11 protein-coding genes are annotated in these 25,283 nt (G+C 57.3%); 4 read left to right on the top strand and 7 right to left on the bottom strand.

Features of this window, described 5'->3' with window-relative positions:
• Nucleotides 1-190 precede the first annotated feature (190 nt).
• Both QQ992_RS07610 and QQ992_RS07605 read left to right on the top strand, forming a co-directional pair.
• Entirely contained in the window at nt 191-736 is a 546-nt protein-coding gene (locus tag QQ992_RS07610) for a fimbrial protein (RefSeq protein WP_286112858.1), read from the top strand.
• Between the two features lie 57 nt (nt 737-793).
• Nucleotides 794-1,537 carry a fimbrial biogenesis chaperone gene (locus QQ992_RS07605; protein ID WP_286112857.1) on the top strand — a complete coding sequence of 248 codons (744 nt, stop codon included), beginning with the start codon at nt 794-796 and terminating at the stop codon, nt 1,535-1,537.
• Here the strand turns inward: QQ992_RS07605 and QQ992_RS07600 are convergent.
• From QQ992_RS07600 to QQ992_RS07570, 7 genes are all read right to left on the bottom strand, one after another.
• On the bottom strand, nt 1,521-2,972 hold the full coding sequence (locus tag QQ992_RS07600; protein WP_286112855.1) for a hypothetical protein: 1,452 nt from the start codon (nt 2,970-2,972) through the stop codon (nt 1,521-1,523). The two genes, QQ992_RS07605 and QQ992_RS07600, sit on opposite strands and share 17 nt — an antisense overlap.
• A gap of 60 nt (nt 2,973-3,032) precedes the next feature.
• Entirely contained in the window at nt 3,033-5,213 is a 2,181-nt protein-coding gene (locus QQ992_RS07595) for an autotransporter outer membrane beta-barrel domain-containing protein (protein WP_286112854.1), read from the bottom strand.
• 129 nt (nt 5,214-5,342) lie between these two features.
• A complete protein-coding gene (locus QQ992_RS07590) occupies nt 5,343-7,328 on the bottom strand; it encodes a hypothetical protein (RefSeq protein WP_286112853.1) in 1,986 nt (661 codons plus the stop codon).
• Nucleotides 7,329-7,549: 221 nt separating this feature from the next.
• Entirely contained in the window at nt 7,550-11,527 is a 3,978-nt protein-coding gene (locus QQ992_RS07585; RefSeq protein WP_286112851.1) for an RHS repeat domain-containing protein, read from the bottom strand.
• Entirely contained in the window at nt 11,524-14,403 is a 2,880-nt protein-coding gene (locus QQ992_RS07580) for a hypothetical protein (protein WP_286112849.1), read from the bottom strand. Before QQ992_RS07580 ends, QQ992_RS07585 begins: the two co-directional genes overlap by 4 nt.
• The gene (locus QQ992_RS07575; protein ID WP_286112847.1) at nt 14,400-16,844 is read right to left on the bottom strand and encodes a hypothetical protein; all 2,445 of its coding nucleotides are present in this window, start codon (nt 16,842-16,844) and stop codon (nt 14,400-14,402) included. The genes QQ992_RS07580 and QQ992_RS07575 overlap by 4 nt, the downstream gene beginning before the upstream one ends.
• A gap of 29 nt (nt 16,845-16,873) precedes the next feature.
• On the bottom strand, nt 16,874-18,691 hold the full coding sequence (locus tag QQ992_RS07570) for a hypothetical protein (protein WP_286112846.1): 1,818 nt from the start codon (nt 18,689-18,691) through the stop codon (nt 16,874-16,876).
• A 246-nt stretch (nt 18,692-18,937) separates the two neighbouring features.
• Here QQ992_RS07570 and QQ992_RS07565 point away from each other — a divergent pair, with 246 nt between their 5' ends.
• Together QQ992_RS07565 and QQ992_RS07560 are read left to right on the top strand one after the other, a co-directional pair.
• Nucleotides 18,938-19,993, top strand: a complete 1,056-nt coding sequence (locus QQ992_RS07565) for a hypothetical protein (RefSeq protein ID WP_286112844.1) — start codon at nt 18,938-18,940, stop codon at nt 19,991-19,993.
• 14 nt (nt 19,994-20,007) lie between these two features.
• Nucleotides 20,008-25,146, top strand: a complete 5,139-nt coding sequence (locus tag QQ992_RS07560; protein ID WP_286112842.1) for an RHS repeat domain-containing protein — start codon at nt 20,008-20,010, stop codon at nt 25,144-25,146.
• The last annotated feature ends 137 nt before the right edge of the window (nt 25,147-25,283 follow it).

The following is a 25,283-nucleotide window of genomic DNA, read 5'->3' as shown; positions in this document are numbered from 1 at the left end:
GGCGCGACTTGACGCTGTAACCCGTCGCAATCCCCCGCTTTCAAGTTGATTCGCCTTACAGACGCTCAGTGCCGCCGTGCATAACCTGCACGCGTTACTGCGACAGCTGAGCAACGCTGTTCAGGACTGAAAATGCGCCCATCATCCACAACGATGATCGCGGCCTTCAACTGACCCACGGGTATTTCCAATGAAAAAAACCTTGATCGCCCTCGGCCTGGCCGCGGCCGCCAGTACCGCCCATGCGTTGCCGGATACCGGTACCATCCTCTTCACCGGCAAAGTCAACGGCAACACCTGCTCCATCGAGATTGTCGACCCTAACAACGGTGCGATACTGAACCCGATCGTGTTGCCGGAGGGGGATGCTTCTCAGCTCACGGGGGCTATTGGCAACGAGTCGGCCCCTCTGCGCTTTGGCCTTAGCATCACGGCCGGCACCGGTTGCGACCCGACGGGCAAGAAAGGTGTCGTGTCCTTCTCTGGTGTAGATGGCCCGGCAGGCGCGGGCGATACTCTGCATGCACTGCACGCTGGCAGCGCCGCTGGCGTAGCGCTGGCAATCAAGGACAACACCGGAACCGTCATCCCTTGGGGGGCCGAATCCAAGGGCTATGACCTGAACGTCACTGGCGAAAGCACGATGGTGTTCTACGCCAACCTGCGCACGACCGCAGCCACTGTCAGCGCCGGGCCAGTTAACGCCACGGTTCCTTTCGTGTTCAACCTGAAATAGCCCTCAGGCCGCGCGTAACACGGCGCGGCCCCTCGTCCACAACGCCCTGTACAGATCATGTCTAACTCCGGATACCAACGCCTTCGACGCACCCTGCTCCCTTTGTGCCTGGCCCTTTCACTGCCAGCTGCCGAAGCCGCGCTGACCATCAACGCCACCCGGGTAATTCACGCCAGCGACGCTCGCAGTTCATCGGTGGTGGTCGCCAACCCGACCAACAGGCTTTTCGCCGTGCAGACGTGGGTCAATACCCAGGCAGACGATACACTCACGGCCGTACCTTTGGTCCCCACCCCCGTACTGTTCCGCCTGGCCCCTGGCAAAGACCAGCTTGTGCAGATCAACCGGCTGCCCAACGACCTGCCGCAAGACCGTGAGTCGCTGTTCTTTTTCAATGTCCAGGAAATCCCGCAGCAAGAAACGTCTGGCCAGAACCACCTGAACATCGCCATGCGCACACGCATCAAGCTGTTCTATCGGCCCAGCCAACTCAAGGGCTTGCCGCAGGATAACGTCAAGCATCTGAACTGGTTCCTGCAGCAGCGCGATGGCAGCCTGTATCTGGTGGTCGACAACCCGACGCCCTTTCACTTCACGTTCGACCAACTGGAAGTCAGTGGTGCCGGGGAATCGGAAAAACCCAGCGCCATGGCCATGGCACCTCCGTTCGCCCAACAGTTCTACCGACTGACGCACGTGCGCAAGGTGCAGGGGCTACAAGTGACCTTCAATACCCTCAACGACTATGGCGCCTCTACCCCCGTCATGCAGCAGCCCCTGACACTCAAGCCACCAAGGTGAGCTCCAACGATTCGAAATTCGGCAACGCCGGCCAGGTACGGCCGGCGTCGAAACTGACCTTCACCTCGACATGGAAGGTTAGCCCCAGCGACAAACCGCTCAGGAATGTAAGCGGCACCTTTACATCACCTGTTGCACCGATCCCGGACACCAATTCACCCTCAGTGACCACATGATTGTGCATGACCGACAGATTACTGGGGCCTTCGCTGGAGACTCCGCGAACCTCGATACGGACCCACTGATCCTCACTGATCAGCTTCCAGGGCGCCAGCGTGATTGCTGGATCCTGCGTCTGCTGCTTCAAGCTGAATGTCGTACCTGTCGCACCCGATAGCTGTGGAATAGGCATGCTGGAGATTGGAAGCGGCTCTATCTTGACCCGCCTGACATCCGACCACCATGGGCCGTCGCTCCCGTCTACCGCGTAACGCAGCGGGACTGTCTTGCCACTCAGGGCAACTACATTGCGCTCGGCAACGCGGTAGCTGCGCACACCCTCCACACCCGGCAACAACTGCTCACCAAACAGCCCAGGCGCCCACTCCACCATGAACGGCTCGCCCGGATGGATGACCGCCGTTTCAGGTACACGTATTTCCAGAGGCTCATGAATGTCGAGCAGCATCAGGGTCACCAGCTCCTGACTGCCAGTCGCCAGCGGCACCACTGGCCAGGGAAGTACCCGTGGCACCGGCTTGGCATCGACAGTAACGGCCTTGGGCACCGCCGTCTGGCTTTCGTTTCCTGCACGATCACGCACCAGATACTGCGCATAGCGGCCACCATCACCACGGTCCCGGATCATCTTGCCGTCATATTCGATGATCACGGGCTTGCCGGCATTCGCGCTGGTCAAGGTGAGCTCGCCTACCAAGGTGTTGTCCAGTGGCTCATCATCCCAGTAGTACACGATCGTATCGCCCGGCATGAATACGTGGTAGTCCGGTACCTCCCCGCGCAACACTTCGCCATGGTCCTTGAGAAATTTGTCAGTCAAGGGCTGCGAGCCCAGGTCTGGAAACTCCAAGCGCCCCCTGTCACCGCCCAGAACGGGAGCGGTGCGGTCGATGGTCAAGGTCAGGGGCTTGGAGCCGGTTTCCACGCCGTTATAGCCCAGAACGCGGTAAGTAACCTTGAATTCGCCCTCTTTAAGCAATGAGTCGACCGGCACATCGATAAACAGCTCATCGGGATCGATGGCCGCATACCAGGTCTTTTCATCAACGAATTCGCCATCCCAGTACAGGAAGAGTGTTTCCGGCCTATCCGGGCTAGGGCTGGAAACCGGCCACTGCGGTACCTCGATACGCAAGGGCCTGCTGAGGTCTGCAACTGGTAACAATCCCGGCGTGCCATCTGTGATGTCGTCCAGCGCCGCCGGTGCCGACGGAGGGTCTAGGACATCGTAATTGCGTATCGAATCCATTGGCATGATGCCTTCCTCCAGGACCGAAAACGGCAAGGGCGACCTTTCGCTCGCCCTTGCCCAACATTACCAGCGATAACTCACACCGATATTTGCACCCCACGGCTGCTCGATTTGCTCACCGTTGCTGTAATCGAAATCAGCATGCATCTGCAGGCGCTCGTCCAGCGCCACCGCAATCCCGACCCCCAGTTCACCTCGCGAACCGGCCAGGTCATTGTCGAAACGGTGGTCATTGACCTTGACCTGGTTATTGCTCACGAACTCATGCGCATACGCGGCGCGCACATAGGGCTGAGCAAAACGCCCCTCCCCCAGGTCGAAGGTGCGCCCCAGCGTGGCACCGGCCTTGCCCAACAGCGACCGGGTATCATCGCCCTGTGCCTTGAGACCGTTGTCCAGGTGGTAATCCTTGCCCGCGATGTTCACTGCCGACCACTGGGTATAAGGCTCGACGAAGTAACCATCACCCAAGGCGATATGGCGGCCAAACTCTACAGACCCACCGACGCCCAGGTTGTCATAGCTGCCCTTGGCACGCTCGCCATCGCTCAACGTTACCTTCGAATCGTTGTCGAAGCGGTTGAGTTTGACCACGCTATCGAAGTAGTAGCCACTGCTTGCATCCAGCCAAGTGGCATACAGGCCGAGGTAATAGCTTTTGACTTCGGCAGAACCGCCCCGGGTCAGGTTGAGGTCGGACGAACTGTGCCCGGCCATGACACCGGCCAGCCACTGCCCATCCCCCCAAGGCAACGGCGTGTCGGCCCCCAGGGAAAACCCTTGTTGCGTCTGCTTGTAACCTGCCTGGTCGCTGACGTTGTACTGGTTGCCGTAGGCTCTGGCCCAAGCCCCGGCCTTGCGCTCGTCCAGGCGCAATTCGCCCATGCGCCCACGCAAGGTGGTCAACTCACCGTACCAGACCGTCGGTGCAGTGTTGAACAGCGCCAGTACCGATGCGGTGCCAGGGCTGATGACCTTGCTGGAGCCGTCGAGGAACCAATCGTTGCCGCGCTGCGCCAAGGCATAGGAAAACGTGCCAAGGTCGACTGGCCCGTTGAGCAACGAAAACGAAGCATCGCCACTCTCGACGTGAACCAGGTGCAACGAATTCGGCGCGGTCGGCTCGGCACCGCTGCTACCGACCAGCAGGCTATGGTTGCCACTGGCATTCCCGGTCACTTCAAGAAAATCGGTCTGCCCGGTGGCGAAATCGGCGTCCATGATGAACGTGCCGCTCCCCGACAATTCGCCCAGGCTCAAGCGTTGGTATTGATTGGCTTCGCCAAAGTGCACCTCACCGCCGTTCATCTGCAGCTTGCCGACCTGACTGTCCTCGACCATGGTCCAGCGGCCTTGGTTGGCGAGCGTCAGGCTGGCCACATTTTCCAGGCGACCGGTAAGACTGGCATGGTTATCCAGGCTCACGTTCGCGGTCGAGCCTGCTTCGGCACGAATGTCACCTACCAGCTGGGCGTTGTCGACACTCAGGCTTGCCGCGGAATCGCCCAGCACCTCCAGCAGAGTGCCATTACTGCCCTTGAGGGTCGACCCCGCGCCGACCAGGATATTGGCGCTCGCTGGCCCCAGGAAAGCATCGCCCACGACGATTGCCGAACCGTCCAGACCTTCGATATGCGTCCCGACCAGGCTTACCTCGGCCGCATCGGCAAAACCTGGGTCGGCCAGAATCTCCAGACCGATGCGTGCACCGCGGATGATACTGCCCTTGGCAGTCAGGCTGGCGTCGCCGAACAATTCCGCCGCTGCCAAGTTGCCATTGCTGACCAGCGTGCTGTTTTCCAGCACCAGTGCAGAGCCAGCACTCAGCGACGCGCCCCCGCGCCCCCCCTCGATACTGCTGTCACTGACCGTCACCGTCGAGCCCACACTGCCTTGGCGACCAAGGCGCAAACCGAACAGGTCGGCACGTATGGAACTATTGCCGCTGATAGTCCCGTTCGCCGAAACGAGCGTCACGCCCTCCGATGCTCCGCCATCAACCGTGGTGCCCTGCAAGTTCAACCCACTGCCTGCGTTTGCCCTGATGCGCTGGGTGGTGGCGCCAGTGGCATTCAGTTGCCCCCCCGCATTGACCTGATAACTGTCAGGCGCGGTCGAAGCATCAATGTTCAACTCGCCATCGACAATGGTTTGCGCCCAAACCGGAGCCGTCCAGAGCAGCAGCAAGGATGCTCTGAGGCTGCGGGTTACCACATTCAAACCGAAACAGTGAATAGACTTCATAAGAAAGGCTCGCCTGTAAGAAATGCGAAGCGACATATACGTCGATGACTTACAACCCTACAAAGAAAAGCCGCCATAATATGTAGGAAAAGCCGACAAATGCTGAGTGGGCGGCCCCTCCTCACATGCTCAGGGTATCAATGGGCAAGAGCCTGAAGGACCATGCATGGAAACCACCTGTTCCTCGATGTCCGATACATAAGAACGCCCAGCCAACTCAAATTCATAGTGCACCCTTCCTCGCCCATCGTGATCAGGAGGCGCAAAGTCATAAATGGGCAGAATATGGTCTTCATATGGCTGGACACGCCAAACGAAACCATTGATGTTGGTCGCTGTGAGTTCGATAGGGTCTTCCAAGTCCACGCCAGGTATCACTGTTTCACCAGCAAACCCTTGAACAGCTGTCCATTTCAAAGTCACCGTGTCACCTGCCTTGAGCCCGTACTGTGCCAGGTCCGGCACCTGAACACGGATTGCAGGGTCAAGCGGGTCAGGATTATCCTTATCGTAAAGCGCACCGCAGGTCAGCCAGCCGACAGGGTTACCGATATTGCCGCCCAGGAACTTTGGTTTCTCCGGATGGATGTCGATGGCCGTCACGTCCACATTGGTGGTATCTGACCCTACGCCATTCGGGTTGCCCGGCCGCGTGACCGTGTAGTGGACCGGAACGATATCGTTGCCCCTCGCTGCGATGGCCGCCCATGGCACCTCGAACTCCAGTTCTTCACCGATATCATCGCTTTTCAATGGATAGTCCAACGTGTCGAGATGGGCGTCGTCCCAGTAAAACGTGAGTACGTCTTTCTCCTTCAACGAATTATCAACAAGCAGAATCAAGCCCGCATCTTGAAACTCATCAGCAGGCAGTAATGTGTTCTCGGTATCGGACACCTTGCCGTAAACAGCAGGAAGCGGCAGCCGTGGGTTTACCGGGTTAGGCCATTCCGGATCAGGTTCAGGGTCAACTGGGCCTATTCGCTCGAGATTGACCTTGACCTCGATGTCCCGCCCCCCTTGCGGCACGGTACCCCTGCGCACTTCGTAAGCCACCGTCACGGCAACCTCACCCGTGCTGCTGGCACCGTAGCTGTCCCAGACAACTTTCGGTGTCATCCGAAAGTCCATCGGAAATGCGTTGAGGCTACCCACCTCGCGCCACTCGGACGCATCGCTGCCCCAAATTACCCGCACCTGGTCAGTAGGCTTGGCGTTATCGAAGGCCAGCACTTGCACGACGACACCGTCGAATACATCCTGCTGGTTGATCACGCCATCATCAGCAGCAGTCACTACAGGGGCTTTGAAGTTGCCAGGCAGTGGGCCTATGGCCACCCCCACCTCCCGTGCGGCCGAAATCCGGCTGATATTACCCGCCTTGTCCGTCAGGACGTAGAGCGCGTATACACCGCCGTCCCCCCTCGCTTTGATGATGTCGGCAGGCACGGGGATATCCTGCGGCAAGTTACCCACGTCGGCAAAGCCATCAGGGGCGACGTCGTCACCTTCAGCCGGTACTTCGTTGAGCCAGAACCAGAACACCTTGTCGCCGTCGGCCCGGTCTGGATAATCGGGTAATGAAAGATTTACGGTAGCGATATTAGTGTCAGTAATATCGGCGATCGCCGGGAACGCAGCAGGGTACGCTTTATCGTAGGGTGGTTTGCGGTCAAACCTGACGTCAAGGGGGCCCGATTCTTCCTCGGCACCGTTGAAAAAAAACACCTTGTAGTCAAAACTATTTAGACCATCCGACCACGCCTCCAACTGCGCACGTTTGAATTCGATTGCGAGTGGAAATTTATCGGTATCGTCACGATTGAAATCATTCTCCAAGACCTGCGTGCCACTTTGCACATGTCGAACCGCCAACGTGTCGTACCGCCCGCTTTCGGGGGGCGCCAGATTCCAGGCAGGAATGGTAATCTGGAATACGTTTTGATCATCTTCCAGGTATTCGACCTTGACCGTATTATCGGCAGGGTCTGCAATAATTGCTGCGTCTACGCTTGGAGCCTCTAACGCTTGTGGCTCAGCATGATGAATACGAATAGGGCGAAGTTTCGGCTGACTCTTTTTCACTGCAGGTCGTTTACCAGATGAATCACTCATTGCGAGATCTCCCGTTAATCGGCAAAAGGCACAGTTCTGCAACTCAGGCACCTGATCACACTCAGCATTCCGGAGCCTCGGTCCTGGTTAAAGCCTGTACTCGATCACGCCGCATCACAACTGGCATTTTTATCAGGTATTCGACAGCAACCTGGACTTGACAGATAATAAAAAGGCCCGTGCAAGCACGGGCCATTTCATTCATTTCTTATCACCCGCTTTTAACTTTCTTGACTGGCCAAACGGTCCACAGGGTCATAGCCGTAGCGGCATGTTTGCTCGGGCGCCTCGCCGCTTGCAGGCACTGTTACATTGATCAAACGGTTCAATCCGTCATAAGCCAACTCACGCCCTGCCTCATCCTTGATCAAGCACCCGTTGTCGTCATACTCAAGCGTCACATTACCACTCGCGTAATCAGGGTGATCATTGTCGATACCGGTTAACTGCGCCGGATCCTGGGTATTATCGAACGTATATCTCGCCGTGTTGCTGCCACCGGGGAACACCGTTAAAACCCGGGTTATATTATCGATGTCGTCGAAGCGGAAATACTGCTCATTGATCACTTTGCCAAAGTGATCAACCGGTGAAAGTTCACCGTCGCTGGTATAGGCTTCCAACCGCCCGCGGTCATCGTATTCATAGGTTTCCTTACGCAGGAAACGCTCACCCTCCTGCAACGTTCGCGAAGTCAACGCATCCCGTACATCATATTCCTGCGCCAGGCTCTGCCCTGCGGTATTCATCGTGAACGTGCGCAACACTTCCCGATCAAACGCGTCGTAGCGCAGCTCCGTTGTCAGGAACTGCTGCCCTTCACGCGTATCAATCTTGAGCTGTCGGCCAAGGGTGTCATAGGTGAAACAGGCCGTTAACTCCCCTAACGTCGTCATCTCCAGCTGGCCCGCAGCGTTGTAGGCATAGCGCTGAACCTGGCCGAGCACATCGGTGTAAGTCAGAGCACGTTCACGCAGGCTGGCCTGGTAATGCATGACGAAATCGTTACGCACTTCCGACTTGAGCGCTCCGGTGCTGAAGTAAGTGCGCTCGATCAGTTCGCCTTCCTCCACGGCAGAGCTGAGGCGCGCATTCTTGGTGTCGTATACATAGCTGGCCTCAAAATTCTGCGCAGCAGCCTGGGACCTCGTATCGGCAACCTTGCGAGTGACAGGCTCCTCGCTCAATTGAGGGTTGTACTCATAATGAATGGTCTCACCGGCAGGCGTAATCACCCTGTTCGGCTGGCGCTGACCCGGCAGGTAGAACATCTGTCGCTTGCGCCCACCGGTAATCGACACGACCATGCGGCCCAGGCCATCGAACACTTGTTCACCGAGCACCTTGCTGCCTACCCTGATGAGCACTGGCAAGTCTTCACCGCTGTGCGAGGCATAGTCGCGGTGCACGATGCTCCCGTCTGCAAGGGTTTCGTCCTCCAGCCGGTCAAACAGGTCGTAGGCAAAGTGTTTTTCGGCCTTGCGAGGGTCTATCTCTTGCGTCAGGCGCCCCAGGCCATCGTAGTGGTTTTGCTGCACACTGTAGGATGCGGCGGGTTGGCCCGGCCCATCGAGCGTGAAGCGCTCCACCCTTACGGGCGTTTCGAACAGGTTGAGCCAGCTGACAGTCTTGCCGGTTCGGCCCAGGCCCACTCCGTCAGGGTCCAGCAGCTCACCCGTGCTGGCGTCACGCAACTCGCCATCCTCTGATTCGCGCCAGCTGGTTTGCACGGGGCCGTCCTTCCACTGCTCACTGCCCTGCGGGTCGGTCTGCTCGAAATGCCTGACGTTGTCCGGGCCGATCTGACAATACTGCTGGCCCCAATCATCATACAGGTAGCGCGTGGTGTAGGCGGTTTCCGCCGCTGTCACTTTCACCGGCTTGCCAACCTGCTGCGCGGCCCGGGTATCGACCTTGTCGGGTTCATAGTCCAGCCAGTCGTACTCGGTTTCCTCGACAAGGTTGCCGAAGCCGTCATGGGTCATCTTGTAACTGGTACGGAATGCCTCGGCACGCAATCCATCGGGGTTGTCCGCATCCTGGCGTTCCTGCGTCACGGCGCGGTTCAAGCCATCTACCCAGGTACGGGTGATCACGCCTTTGACATCCTTGCTGGTCTGCTCAGCTTGCTGGCCGGCCAAGGTAACCAGGCTGTAAGTATAAAGGCGCGAAGCCCTGAACTCGGCGTCGTTGGGCGAAACAATCTCCTCGATCACCCGACGTAGCGCATCGTAGCGGTATTCAATCTCTACCTCATTGTCGTCACGGTTGAGCAGCGGCTGGTTAATCAACACATCCTGACGCAGGGTAATCACCTTTTCAGCATGATGCGGGTTACCGTATTCCTGCGCCGTATCGTGGTCAAAACCAGTACGTGTCTGCACCGTTTGCAACACACTGGCACCGATCGCGTCCGACATCTCATAGACGTAAGAAACCCTGGTCGATTTGTTGCCGAGTGTGGTGACCTGAGATCGGGTGCGGCCGTATTCCATAGCAGCACGGTGCGCCCCGTAATACGTGTAATCCGTCGCACTATAGGGCTGGCCGACCGGGTCGCTTTCACTGGCAAGTTTCAGCAAGGTCTCATTCTTCACCACTAGCGAACCCGCCCTGTCATGGGCGCCCACCTTGGCTGGCAGGCGACCATAGGTAAGGCGAGTGCTGCGGATTGGCGCCGCCGGTTGCCTCTGATCGCCGGGGCCGGGTATCACGGTTGTGTCGCGCAGGCTGCGCACAAAGTCGTGCGGATCCGGCGGGCAGTCGGCACCCGCACCCTCCTTGGGGTAAAACGCGTACCGGGTGCGCACTCCGTTGGCCAGCGTTTCTTCGAGCAGGTTGCCGTAGTCGTCGTAGAGTGTCTTGTCCGTTTCTTCCCGTGGCCATGTTCCGCCGCTGCCAATCTTCCAGCGCCGCGTCACGGTGTCGGGCATCTGGAAGAACTTCTCCTGCTGGCTGAAGGGCAAGCCGGGCGTCTCGTGATACTTTGTCGCCACTTCGTGCACGTGCTCGTTCTGCACGTTGACCTGGCGGGTCCTGAGGTGAAAACGGTTGTAGTACTGAGTAACCGTTTTCACCACCTGCTCTGGCGCATCCTCCGGTTTGTCGGCATGCAGGTAATGAGTGACCTGCGTGTGATACTCGAAGTCCGAACCCGTAAACTTGTAGAGGTTGTCAAGGCCATTGTCGACCCAACTGACGCCGGCTGCCCCTCGCCCCAGGAAGTTGTTGTCCGAGTACGCGTACGTGGTCAACATGGCGGGCTGCCCGGCACCAGGCTCGAAGAGATGACGCTTGACCCGTGGCAACGCCGGATGCACATCCCCTGGGAAGCGATGGCCAATCCTGTCACCGTACTCGTATTCGATGGTCTCGCTGCCGCCTACCGGATTGTCCACCTTGCGCAACACCGCAAGGTTGCGGTCGCGCTCGTAAGCGATATGTTGGTATTGCAGGCGCCAACTGCCCTTGTTCGCGGTCGGATCATCCTGATCAAAGGGCAACAGCACCGATACCGGCAAGCGCAATGCCGGTGTGCCCTCGGTGCTCAGGGCCAGGGTATAACGTGCCAGCGGCCGGCCCCGGCTACCTGATTCTGGGTGCAGGTCTAGGTGTACCTCTCCACTGCTGTACGACAAGCCAAACAGCTTGAGCCCAGCGCCGTCTTCAATGCTGGTCAGGCAGGGTATGCCATTGTAACTGTGGTTGTACGCCAAGGTGATCCAGTGCCCTAACGGGCCCTCGACGCGCACCGGTAGTGCAACGGCATTGTCACCGCTGCCCCGCAGCTCCAGAAACTCCACCAGGCCGGACTTGTGCACCACCCGCCAACGGGTGCCCGGCGTGTCTTCATGCATGTGGAAGCTTTCCAGCGTGCGCTCGTCAATACCCAGCCCTGTGCCATCGCCGATGTCAGACCCGGTGATCTTGTAACGCTCCCCGGTGTGCAGTTCGAGCATGTTGCTGGCGGGCGTGAATTGCGTAAGGTTCAAACTCCAGCCATGACCAAAGCCTGCGTCTTGGCTGCTCATCGGGTTGAACCCCAGGCGCAGTGGCAGTGAGGGGCCCATGAGCTGGTTGCCCACCAACTCCGGCAAGGTGATACCCAAGGTGTACTGCCCGGTACGCGGATCGACACTGTTCTGCACGAAACTCATGAAATTGAACGCATTGGAATGTAACCAGTTTTTATCGCTCATGGCCGATCCCCCATAGTGCCTGTGTTCAGTACCAGATAGTTGCGGCTATCCAGCACGGTACGCCCCAGGAAGTCGATCCGCAGTTCATGAAGGTTGCCCTCTTCATCGTACAGCTGGGCTTCGAGCCCTTTATCCAGCCCGGCACGGTACATTTTCTGGAGGCTGCCCTTGGCCATCTTGTCGTGCCAGTACGGCATGTCGGGTACGCGATGCAGGCAAATCATCAGCTGGCCTTTGCCAGGTACCTTATTATCGACAAAGTCGGTTTTCAGCCCTTCGTACTCCAGTTCACCAGCCATCGCCAACAGGCGGCCGTCGATCGTCAACTGCGTCGGTGCAGGCTCGCTCGGGGAGTTGAAGGCATATGACAGGTAGCTGAAGTAGGTTTCCTTGAGTTGCTCGCTTTCCCAGCGAACAGCAGATGCCGCATTCAGCGAGCAGGTCAAAAAATTCACCGGAACCTGCAGGTGCTTACAGGACAGAGTCCAGTAGTCGATGGTTTCGTCGCTGAAACTGAATTCGTCCTGGGTGTCGGCAGGAGGCGGCGGCTTGTTGAATACCCGCTCACGCTCGAAGGTATAGTCCGATTTGGGAAAGTAGGGGGCCTCGTGGCTCTGCAACTTGAGTGTGCTCTGCTTTTCGCGCGAGTCCCATTCACCGCCACCGTCCTTGGTGAACGTGGCGTAGAATTGCGAGCTGCCGGCCTTGGTGCTCTGGAAGTAGAACAGCTTGCGCCTGGTCGCACCTTCCCCTTGCACCTCACCGTGCGCGGTCGGGGCTCCCCGGCGCTTGAACCGGTTTTCAACCAGGTTGACATGCCAAGGCGCAACACCGTCCCCAGGCACGACCCCATCGTCACCCGCCTCCACAAATGGCAGTTGCACGTTGCTGATGAGGTCATAGAATTTCAGCGTCGACATCTCGGTCAGGCTCAACCGAATCTCCAGGTCGCCCACCTTTTCGGTCTCGATGGTGACCAGCACTTCCACCTGTTGCATGCCATTGGCCAGGCATTCGGGGGTGCCACGCACCTCCAACTCGAAACGATGCAAGCTGCGCCAGACCGGCGGAACCGTCGATTTCTCGGCCAGTTCGATCACGGCATAACCGCTGGCGTCTTCGTTGACTTCTGCCATGACCACAGCTGCAATGGATGAACGCTTGGACGGCGGGATGTACAGCCCAGTCTGGTTAATGCTGCCTTCCCCGAACACCGCCCACCGGGTAGCCACAGCCGGGTCAGGCAGGCTGAGGGACTGCCCATTCGCCAAGGTAACCCGCTGTGCGGCCAGCTCGAACTGGATGGGTACTGCGGCATCGATTTCGGGTACATAATCGGGTTTGAGCGTAAGCGTGGCGGGGTAGGCAAAGATGACTACCACGGCTTCGGCACTCTCCCCACTGCTGGTAGTCGCCACGATGCGCTGCATCAGTACTTCCGGGATATTCTCTTCAGGGGTAAACGGCTCGAACAGCGCGATTCCCCCACCCTGGTCCGTCAGCGTACCGAGCGCGGTTTCGCCCTGCGCAATCGCAAAGGTTACCGAACTGTCGGAACTCGAAAGCGTGATAGCCCGGTCGCCCTCCAACCAGGTGGCGACCCGCGGTGACAGCTCCAGGGCTTTGACCGACTCGACGATCAGGGCGTTGCGTACTTGCTCGCCCTGCGGTGTCTGGAAGTGGTTGGAAACCACCACTACCTGCTGCGCCTGGCGGAAGTCTTTGAGCTGCGAGGTATAGCTCCCGTCTTGGGTAATCTCCTTGGTGCCAGTAGAGAGCTGCATCAATTCGGCCCCCCACAACTGCTGGGTGGCGTTGACGGCAGTCGTGCCCCCCTTCAAGTTCAACTGGCGCTGCTGGCCGGCCAGCATCTGCGAGCGCAGCGGCTCGACATTGTAGGTCTCCGGGGTTGGATCGATGCTACCGAACAGCACCCGGTCCAGCGGGTCGTGCTGCTCCAGAACGCCCACTGCCTGGGCATTGGGCATGCGCAATTGACCCAGCATGCCTGACTGGTACTGGGTGAACAGGCCTTTGAGGTCCTGGTTCAATACCACCGTGGTATTGAATTTCGGCACGCCATCTGCGCGGGTATCATCCGGAATCAGGTAGGGGAACGTAGCCGGGTTGGCCGGCAAGGTGCCTTCCCGGGCGCCGACCTTGAGCCTGCAAAACAGCACCACCGCCCCCTCTCCAGCATGTGGCGACCCCTTCAACAGGCCTTCGGGATGTGGCTGGGTGCGCACGGTGAAGTCCACAGGGCACAAAGGCCCGAAGTCACTGAAGTCCAGCGTGGCGGCTACCGTATTCTGCCGGTACGAGGGGTGTTCCAGGATTTTCCTGTTGATGCGCTGACCTATGAGCAAAGCTGCCCTGTCGGTCAACCCAATGTTACAGCTTGGCGCCTCGCCCTTCGCCAGATCGAGCGTCAAACGGCCCTGGTTGCTGACGTCGGTCATCTGAACTTGCAACATGGCCGTCATGGTCAGCTGATAACCCATGCGCTCATGCAGGTTCATACTGTAGTTCAGACGCGGCGGGCGGCCGGCATAATGCAGCCTGGAGACGACACTGCCGGTGAGGATAGGCAGCGTCACCTTGACCTTGGCATTGGCCATGGAAGCGCCTTCAAACGAAAGCTGCGGGGGCCCGAGCACTACATTGGAGAGGGTGAGGAATTCGGTCAGGCCTTCATCCAGTGCGAAGGAATCTTTGAAGGGCAGGATGAAACGCTGGTCGTCGAACGCGGCCAGGAACTGTTGCTCGAGCATGCGATTGATTTGTGCACCCTCGATCGCCACGATCGCGCCCCAGTCATACATCACACCCCCTTTGCTCAGGCGTTCCAGCAGGGCATTTTTGGAATAGAGGCTCATTTCAGGTCCTCCTTTACCATGTCAAGGTAAGCTTCCACGCCAACGAACGGGATCGGCAGAATCGCAGGCACCCATTTATAGGCGTCGTCGTTCTCCTCGATTGCCACGATGACGGCGTAGGTTTCATCGGACGAAGGATCGGGCGTGTATACGCCGTCAACCAGCGTTCCCGAGCCCTTGACCTTGAACCAGTACGTCTTCTCTTCGGGTACGATGTGATCACCCAGTTTTTTGTTGGTGCTCCAGTGCTCCAGTTGGATTCCCTGGCCTGACGGTTTGAACTCGAACCAGTTGGTAATGTTTTGCAAGAGCAGCAGCACTTCGACTTCCTGCTTACCTCCATTGGAGCCCTCTGCGAGTACCTGCTCGACATGCAGGTACTGGGATAGCTCTTCTTCAAGGGTCCATCCCGGGGTCTTGCGGTATGCCAGCCATTGCGCCGGAATGGCTTGCGGCCCCGGATCAACGCCCTCTTCGCTGCGAGGAGGGACATACAGTTTCGAATAGGGGACCTCTGGGTCGGCGTCCGGGTCGTCGATCAAAGTGCCCAGTGCGCCGGCCGACATACGGAAGGTGAGCGTTTCGCTGGGATCCAGCGATGCGGCGCGGACCTTGTAGCCGTCCTCCCCCTTATTGGCCATCAACACGATCGGATCCAGGCCGATATCCCGGCTGACGATGCCGACCAATGCCTGGCTCACTGCACTACCCGTTTTTGCTTTCGCGGTGACGATTACCCGCTTTTGGTTGTCGGGCAGGTCTGTGCGGGCGGGGGCTGTGTATACCCCGGTATCGGGGTCGATAACGCCTGCATTGCCGCTACCATCCGGAAGGTTGGCGACCGACCAGGTGACCGGTACGTCTGCATCGGTGGTCTGGAATTTAAACGAGCGGCCTTCGCCCACGATGGTCTCTACCGGGTCGATCTGGAAGGTTGTCAGGTCTGGGTTCAATTGTCCGAGGATGACCAAAGGGCCGGGAACATGGACACTTTCGGTGTGAAACACCTGCGTTCCTTGGAACAGCAGATTGTTTAGAAGGAAGGTGTCGATTTCCGTGTCCAGACGCTCAAACCCTTCCGTCACCTCCGGAACGAGTTGATTATCGAGGAAATTTTTATAGCCCGAATTCTGTAACACATATTCTGCGAATTCGCCGTTATCAAAACTGCGCGTACCCATCGAGGAAGTATAGACTTTATCCTTAAACTCAAAACGAATAACCCCATCAGCACCAGGCGACAAATCATAATGACCCGCATAGCTGTGGATGGACGTAAAATATCCATAATCGCTCTCTTTACTACCATGATTATAATACCTTAAGTAAACATCGGCACCACCCGTCCACTTCAATATAATCTTCCCATCAACAAACCGTAACGCCAGCTCTCCAAAATGACCATTAGCATCACGCTGATCCGTAAAGACCGCACCGAATTCGCTCGGGTACAAAGTGAAATCAGGTTTTGTTACGTGACCTCGACTCACCACCCTCCCACCACTCGTTGCACTAATAACACCATTCTCGTACTTTGCAAAAAACTCAATCCCGTTGCGGTCCATATTCTTGATGATAACGGGCACCACTCTTTCAAACATCTTGGTCCCCGAAAAAAGCATAGCAGCCGAGAACTCACCCGCCTTACCCGGGAGAAAATAACTAGAGCTTTTGTACGGAAGATGTAGCTCTGACGTATTACCTTCCATCGCAACTAGAATCAATACAACTCCATCGCCCTGGCTTTCGGCACCCAACACATTGCTGTCCGCGGAAGCCTGTGTCCGTATCGATATGAACTCAGGCTTCATGATGTTGTCCGTACGTGGCATGTTGCTGAGCTCAAAAATCTTCTCTGCGCCCAACCATTTCTCAAACACCTTCTGCACGGCCTCCCCGCCAAGCGAGTCCTCTACAGGGGTGTCCGCAAACGAAAGGTCGTATGCCTCCCCCTTGCTCAAATCCATGCCAACCCGCCCTTTGCTCACGCCGATGTTGACCTCCTCCAAGTTCACACGCGCACGCAGGATTGGACCATTCAAAGCATCCGCCATTTTAATACGGGTCACCTGCCGTAATTTTTTATTATTCGGATTTTCGATCGAAAGCTGCTTGCCGCCGACGACTTTCATAATCAAGTCGAGCTTCGAACTTTCGAAATTAGCGTTTGCAAAGGACAGGCGTGGCTTATCAAACCGGTAGTCGATGACACGCTCAACCACGCCGGTCGTGGTAGGCACATCAAAACTAGCAGGTGGAAACCAGGACTCTCCATTGAAACGCTGAATATACTCCTGCAGTAGAATCACGTTTGTCTTGAACCTGTCATAAACGAGAATTGCATCCCATCCAAGCGCATCGACCTTCTCCGCCATCAGTGCCAGATAATCATCCACTTCCAAGCGCTCACCTGCGGCAAAAAGTTCAGTATTCTTTTTCATAACCAGCCCTCAATCAATTTTTTAGACACTTACGCATTCAACGTCAAACTCAACATAGGGAAGTCAACCCAGGTATCGTCTTCAGATTCATTCTCAAAGTTCACCTTCACCTTCAAATCAAACAACTCACCCAGCTTTTGTTCATTCAAAATGCGCTTATCCAGCATGACGACGACTTCGCGGTTGCGCACTTCCTCTTCGCTGGTGAGTTCACTGCGCAACAACTCCACAAGGGCACTGCCATTTTTTTTCACGCCGTCGTACACAACGTTCAGCCGCTGCCCCTGTGCCATGAACACCCAGGCTGGCAGCCTCAACGTGGCACCCTTCTCTGGCACCGCAGCCAGCGACAACGTGGTGCCCGTGGCTCCCTCACATTCGATAGTCGTATAGCGAGTTGTCGCCAACGGCAGAATTCGCAGCTGCACAGGCGGCGATTCCAGCGGGGGCAAGTTGTCGCGCAGCAGGCGGAACAACACCGGGAAACGCTTGGCCGTTGCACTTTCAGTCGCCTCCATGTTGGCGGCGACGGCAGTGGGCGGAACAGTGAAGCGATACGGTGGGGTACTTCCTTCTGGCAGTGTCTGATCGTATTGCCCGGCCTTCGAACGCCCTTGCCAGGCCAGCTGCAGTCGCTCGCCCGGACGCAGGCCAGGGTCGGGCACCGTGACAGTGGCTCCGGCTGTCGCCAGGTCAGCGTCCAGCCACATGTTCGGGGCGGGGTTTTCCGTATACCCATCCTGCACACCAACAGGCCGAAAAATGCGCGGCTGCAGTACTTCGATATCCAGCAACTCACCGGAAAGGCCCAGCCCTTCCCGCGCAACCTGATAACCCAGCGTCAACTGCGTAGTGCCCTTGAGCACCTGCGCATCCAGGTGAACACCCTGCACGCCACTGGCCAGCGTACTCAGGTCGGCACGTAGCACGGCAGCACCCGGCTCATCGTTGACATGCAGCAATGTCCAGTCAGCGGTATGCAACCCTGGGTACGCAGGTACACGCACCATCAGGCCGCCGGGGAATTCTTCAGGATCAAGCGGGCCACCGGTGTAGCCCTCGATCTCAAGGGCAGGCAGAAGCGCCGGGGCTGCGGGAATCGAGTCAATCCGATAGGTTTGGACCGGCCCCTTGAGCACCTCTGTGCTGCCGACAAAATCAATTTCGTAACAGACTTCCGCACGTCCCTTCTTGATGAAGTTGAACTCACCTTTGCCCACCTTCCAATCAAGGCTAAGGCCGATACGGTCCTTCTCAACTTTCAGCGGATAACGTTTCTCCTGATCGAAATCACCGTTGGCTTCGTAACCGCGAAAAAACAATGTCACGGTGTCCCCCTCACGCATCGCCGCATAGGGCGGCGCTACGAAGGTGACCCCGCTGCTGCCCAACGCATCGGGGTCTATATGCAGGGCATGGGATTCAACGGCTTGCGTCACGGGCATATGCTCCATGCGATGCGGCCGTACACCGATGAAGCTGAACGTGCGCCCTGACTCGGCGGGCATACCGCTCACGCGCTCATAGGAATAAAAGGCATAGCCTTGATCGCCTTCGGTGACATAGCGATTGCCAATTAATACGCGCATGCGTTTTTTAACCGGGTCAAAATCCGGTAGCTCAACTTCAACGCCAATATCCACCGAGTCCAGGGCTTCTCCCTCTGCCGTGGCACCTCGCCAATGAACTCTGAGTTTGTCACCTTCGGCAATGTCATCGTATTGGATGTACGTCTCTAACTGTTGATCGCCTAATACCTCCAGGTCGATTTCGTCATAGGCATTACGGATTTCAATGGTCGGCGCAGGCAGCAACGCTACGCGATTCGTTATAGGGGAGGTTCGCATGAAAATCGCCTTACTCAGATGAACTTCCCATGAGTTATAAGCCCAGTCGGCAGGCGCGCCAACTGGTAAAAATACTAGGTAATCGTTGGCTTACCACACTGCTGGCGTAGACGCACCTGACAGTTTTAACAGGTACGCCCCTGTCATTTTTACCAGGTGCATGCAGCCACACAAACTTTTAGGCTAATAGCGCGATTTTCCAACGCTGGAATAAACCACTCACGAATTCCGCCATAGGGCATAACGATGAAATTATCTAGACGCAACATCCTGCAACCCATAACGTTTGCCTTGCTCAGTGCCACCCTGAACATGCAGGCATTCGCCAGTGATCCAATCGGCGGCGTCACACTGCTGAACGATGACAATGTGCCTTGCAGCTTTCCTCCACCTGCAGAGGGCTCGGGGGAAACCTCTCTTAATTCGACGTTCAACCCCAACCAAGCTTGTTATCTTAGCGGCACAAAAAAAGTTCGCTTTGACCGGCTGCCTTCAGCCATGGAAATCATCTTTTCATCGCGATTTGACTGTATAACTGATTCAGCCAAGGAAAATGAATACTGGATTAAATTTAAAACCATCGCCACCAGCACGGGCTCCCCAAATATTTACTCATTTGAAGAACTTCAAAATTACACAATAGGCCAAACCATCTTTCGCGGCCTGAAGCTTGTGGACAAGAAAACGGCGCCCGGCGATAAGATGCGCGAAGCAACGACATGTGTAAAGTTCATTGCTTCTGGCACCATCGACACACCCGAACCCACAAAACCACTGGCACTAAAAAATACTGAAGGCACAATTACGGTTAAAGAGAGCGATGGCAAAGAGGCCGTCTGCCCCGGGTCGTCGATGATTTACTACCGAAAACATGAGGGTGACGAAAATAAGGACACCGCTTATAAATGCCGAATTGCTGAAAACTATAAAATCAGCGACCGAAAATGGTCTGATGCTCTTAGAGAGTCTGGCCGTGACCCAGAAAAGACAAGCGCAACCCCATCCACTAATAACAAGCGCTACATCTTTTATACCTGCCCGACCAACACCGTCATGACTGGCCGCCATCACGACGGTGATGAGAATGGGGATACCAAATATCAATGCGGCTCCCTCGTCGACCCTAATACAAACCTACCCGTTCTGGTCCAGCCCTCCGTGTGGTCGTCAGAGCAAAAGGAAAGCAGCAGCACTGCCGAAGAATGCCCAACTGACCAAGTCATGATCGGCCGCGCGCACAAGAACGATGAGAACGGTGAGACCCGTTACGTCTGCGCCACACTTATCCCTGCCGCACAATAACGGAGGACACAGGCATGTCCACAACCTCAACAGCACAATCCAACGCCTACAACTTCAGCACTTTCGTGCAGAACAGCGTAGACCCGCGCACCGGGCAGTACACCTTGGCTATCGTGCTGCCAGAATTGGTAGGTAACGATCAGATGGGCCCGGCGTTGCCACTGCGCCTTGGCTTCAACCCGATGAACCATCTGGATGCGGGTTTCGGCCACGGCTGGAGCCTTAACCTCAGCCAGTATGTGCCTGCCAGCAACCTGCTCAGCCTGCAGACCGGCGAGACGCTGAAGGTTACCGGTAGCGACATGGGTGACGGTACTGGTCTGGCACTCGACGAGCGCAAATTGGAGAGCTTCCACCTGCACCAGGAAGATACCGAGAACTGGCGCGTGGAATACAAGCATGGCCTGGTAGAGTTTCTGCAACTGAAAGGTCCCAGCAGCCGGCGTGTTGCCCTGCCGGTCCGTATCGAAGCGGCGTCAGGGCACAGCATCACCCTGAACTATGATGACGACTTCAACCAGATACCCTGCCTGACAAGCATCGTTGACGCAAACAACGAGACACTGCTCAAGATTACCTACGACAGCGGCAGCGTAGTATTCGACCTGTACCCGGACGTCGACAGCAAGACCCTGGCCTCGGCCCGTTACGAGGTCAAACTCGATAAGCGTGGAACACCAGCGCTAAGGCTTCCACGGCAGGTGCTGCTACCGGCCGAGGAAGGTGCGGGCTGGGATTTTGATTACGAATACATCGCGTATGACGAGAATCTGGGGCAGAACCTGGCACTGCTGAAAGAGATCACCACCCCGTTTGGTGCAGTGGAAACAGTTGAATACTGGGTCGGAAACAACGGACATCGGTTCCCGAACGACGCCCGCCCGCCACTGCCACGGGTCAAGCGCCATGCCGTCGACCCACGCTTCGATCAGCCGGTAATGGTCACCACCTACGATTACACCGACAACAACTATTTGGGTCGCGGTGCCAGTGGCATCGCGTGGCGCGATGATGGCCTGGACAATCTGTACCAATTCAGCGGCAGCGATTTCGAGTATGGTTCAACCGCCAGCCATTGGCTCAAGGCAGCCGATGACACGTCACCGGGCGATGGCAAGGTGCTGCGCACCGTTACCACTCGCTATAACCGCTTTCACCTGATGACCCACGAAACCGAAGCGCAGAACGGTTGCGTGCAGGAAACCTACACTGAATACCACGAGCAAGAGGGGCTGCAGTTCGCCCGCCAACCGGCTTACTTCCAGCTGCCGCACAAGGTGACCCAGCGCTGGAGGTTCGAGGACGGTGCCACCTGGCCCCGTGAAGAAACCAAAACGACCTTCTTCGACGAGCATTGCAACCTGCTTGAAGAGATCGAGCACGACGGTATCCGCACGGTATACGAGTACTACCCCATTGAAGGTGAAAAAGAAATCATCGAGGGCAAAGAAGAGGTCGCCTGCCCAGCCGACCCGCAGCACTTCAAGCGCCGGATCAAATACAAGACCACCTACCCTTCTACCCAAGCAGATAGTCAAGCAGCAATCCTGCGCAGCCATTATCGTTACAAGGAAGTTGCCCCCCTCAACGGCGCACGCAAGGCCTTCGGCGAAGCGCTGGTCAAGGATCAGCGCACCTTGCAACTGGCCAGTGCCGACGAAAACGCAGCCACTACCTTATTGCAGCACTCCGAACTTACCTACCTCGAAAAGCCGGACAACCCGCTCCTGCACATGCGCCCGGACACCGTGCGCCAGACCATGAAGCACGGCGAAGACCCGCTGAAGGACAGGACCACCACCAGCACATCGTTCTACAGCCTGATCAACGGCGATGACAGCAAGCAGAGCCTGCTGCAGACCCGTCACACCACAAAGGGCCACGACCTCATCGAGCGCGTCCAGTACAGTGCCGTATCCCGCTACACCGGCCAAGTGATGCGCCAGCAGGACAGCAACGGTGTGTATACGCACGTGTACTACGATGCCTTGCGCCGCCGGGTTCGCGAAACCATGGCACCCGGCACCAGCTACGAAGTATCGCGCACCTACGATTATCACCTGAGTGTGAACGGCTCCCAGCCAACACACGTGACAACCGACGTGCAGAACGTTGTGAGTACCCTGTTGCTCGATGGCCTTAACCGCAAGGTAGGCGAAACACGCAACATCGATACGGCCAACGACCCGCAAAACCCTGTGCGCAAGACGTTCACGGTGGCGAACAAGCAATACGACAGCCTGGGGCGACAGTGCGCTGAAACGGTCCATGACGAACTCGATGACAACCAACGCCTCGCACTGACCACCCGCTTCGATTACGATGACTGGGGCAACCTGAGCAAGACCGTCGGCCCCGATGGCGTCATTCATCGCCAGCAACGCACACCGTTCGGCGAAGACGGTGACATCATCGAAACCTGGCAGGAGCGCGCCAATGAAGGGACGCCGGAACAGCCGGTGAAGCGCCAGCGGCAAAAAACAGAACTGAACCGCTTTGGCAAACCCGTTTATGAACAGCGCATCGACCTGGACGGGCAAGAGGTGGGCAGGCGCGATTACCTGTACGACGGCCTTGGCCGCAGCGTACAGGAGACACGCACCCAGCGCGACCCGCTGAGCACGCCAGCGGCGCTCAAAGCACCCCTGCGCCATACCTGGAAGTTCAGCTACGATGTCTGGGGCCGCATGGAACGTAACGAACGCCCCGACAACAGCGCATTGCTGCGCAAATTCGCCGACTTTACCAGCGACGAACTCACCACGCGGCTAGAACTCGAAGGCGATGCCACGCCTATCTGCACACGCACCTTCGATGGCCTCGGCCGCATGAGTACCCTGACCGTCGGGCCGCGTATCGAGCGCTATGACTACCAGGAGGGGCGCACACTGGTGCACCAGCATCACCGCAGTAGCAAACGCACCCATACCTACAGCTATCAACCTGAAGTCACGACCCAGCCCATCCAGATCAGCACCACCCTCACCGACGAGAAAGGGCAACCAGCGACAAGCCTCGACAACCCGAACTTCACGTTCGAGCGCCCGGACGCCTCCATTACCTCGGCCACCAACCCCGAGGGCAAACGCACCTACCGTTACACCGACCAGGGCTACCTGCTGCAGGAAAGCTGGAAAGGTGACACGACGAACAGCCGCATCAACGACGACCATGCCATCGATTACCGCTACTCGCCGCTAGGCCGCACCCTGAAGCGCAGCAGCGGCGATGAGAGCACCGTTCACCACTATGACCCGCAGGGCCGCCTGAAAAAAACCCTGCGCGGCAAACTGGAGGCCAGCTTCGAATACGACGACGATGGCCGGCTGAAAAAAACCGAAACCGTGGACCAGCACAGCAAACGCAAGGTCATTTGTGAACAGCAATACGACTGCTTCGGTCGCGAGGTGCAACGCACCTTGACCCTGGACGACGGCACGGAACAGGTGCTGGAGCAGACGTGGCGTGACGATGATCAGCTGCACACCCGTACCCGCCATCAGAACGGCGTGTTGCTGCTCGAAGAGACCTTCGCCTACGACGACCTGGACCGCCTGGAAAGTGTCGACTACATCGGCTCGCAACTGCCCTGCAACACCGCCGGGCGTGCCATGACCAGCCAGATCATGCGCTTCGATGAGAGGGATCAACTGACCCGCTGCAGCACCACCTTTGAAGACGGCGAAACGGACAGTGCCCGCTTTACCTACAAAACCGATGGCAGCTGCCAGCTCGAACGCGTGACCCACAGCCTGCAACCGGACTATCCGGCCGACCAGTCCTTCAGCTACGACGCCGACGGCAACATGCGCAACGATGAATGGGGCCGCCTGCTGCACTACGATGACCGCAGCCGCCTCATCGAGGTTCGCGCCAGCGACGATAAAGAGGTACTGGCCAAGTACCGCTACGACGGCCATGACCACGTGCTTGGGGCCACGCACGGCAACGCCGCCGAGGTACAGCGCCGCTACCAGGGCTATCGCCTCAGCGCCACGCTCGACAGTGGTGTGCTCACCCACTACCTGTATGACGGTGAAAGCGCATTGGCCATGCAGGTGGATGGGCAGCCTGACGACAATCGCCTGCTGCTGACCGATGCGGGCGGCAGCGTTGTTGGCGAGTATGCCGCCAGTGGCCTTCACAACACCCGCTACAGTGCCTACGGTGAGCGCACGCTGGACAAAGAGGATGAGGAAGAGAAGCACCTCGTCAGCCTGCTGGCGTTCAATGGCGAGGTACGCGAAGCCGCCTTTGGCTGGTACTTGCTGGGCCGCGGCTACCGCGCCTACAACCCCGGCCTGATGCGCTTCCACAGCCCGGACTCGCTCGCCCCGGAGCAATCCGGGATCAACCCCTATTTGTATGTATTGGGCAACCCGGTCAACTGGCGCGACCCCACCGGGCATTACGCCGAGAGCAACAACGACCCGCTGCCGCCCGTCATCGATCCCATTGAGGAGCCCAAGTTATCCTTATTGGATAAGTGGCAGAACGTGATGTACGCCGCGATAGGTGTTGTTGTCGGCCTGGCCTTCGTAGCGGCCTTCCCACCTGCCGGCATCGGCATTCTAATAACCGTGATCGGTGGTGTTGCTGCGGTGGGTGGGCTAGGTATGGCGGTGTACGGTACAGTGACCGATGACCCACAGATAGCCCAAATTGGCATGATGGTTTCGGCCGTTGGTAGCGGTATTATGTCCTTGGCTGCAGTAGGCCAGAAAGCTGTTAGCGCTATTAAGAAGAAGTTTTTCAGCAAGCCCGGGGCTGATACTAGCTTGAGAGGGCCGCAGGCTGAGCCAGTACTTCCGGTCTCAAGGCGTAATTCAGCTACGGTTGAGCCAACAGTTGCCATTCCTAACCAAGAGGTTCCTGGTCGTGATAGGTTCACGAGACAAAATACGTCTACCAACCCTGAAGCAAATTCAGCGTCAACGAATACGTCCACTCCTGAAGCACCACCGATGCCGGAAGTTGTACTCACTCCGCCACAACCTAATGCTAATAAACCTGAAGGCAGTGGGGGTGGACTAATAAAAATACTGGGCGAGTACACTTTCCCCAATCATATCGAACGCGCTGATCAGCCAGATCTGCGCTCAAAAGCTGATAAGCGTAATAATACTGGACGTACATTAAAGTTCGTAAGCTGAACAGATATAAGCCACGCGTTACTAACAATCAAGATAGTCGCTCTTAAGAAAGCAATATCCTCAGGGCCCTACGGGGTCCTGATTTTTTCACCCTCTACCACTGCAAACTATTCCCTTCCTCAAAAAGAAATCACCTA

It is taken from the genome of Pseudomonas kurunegalensis, from assembly GCF_030291635.1.
Lineage (GTDB): Bacteria > Pseudomonadota > Gammaproteobacteria > Pseudomonadales > Pseudomonadaceae > Aquipseudomonas > Aquipseudomonas monteilii.
Note: the sequence above shows the minus strand (reverse complement) of the source record. Positions and strands in the feature narration are given on the sequence as shown.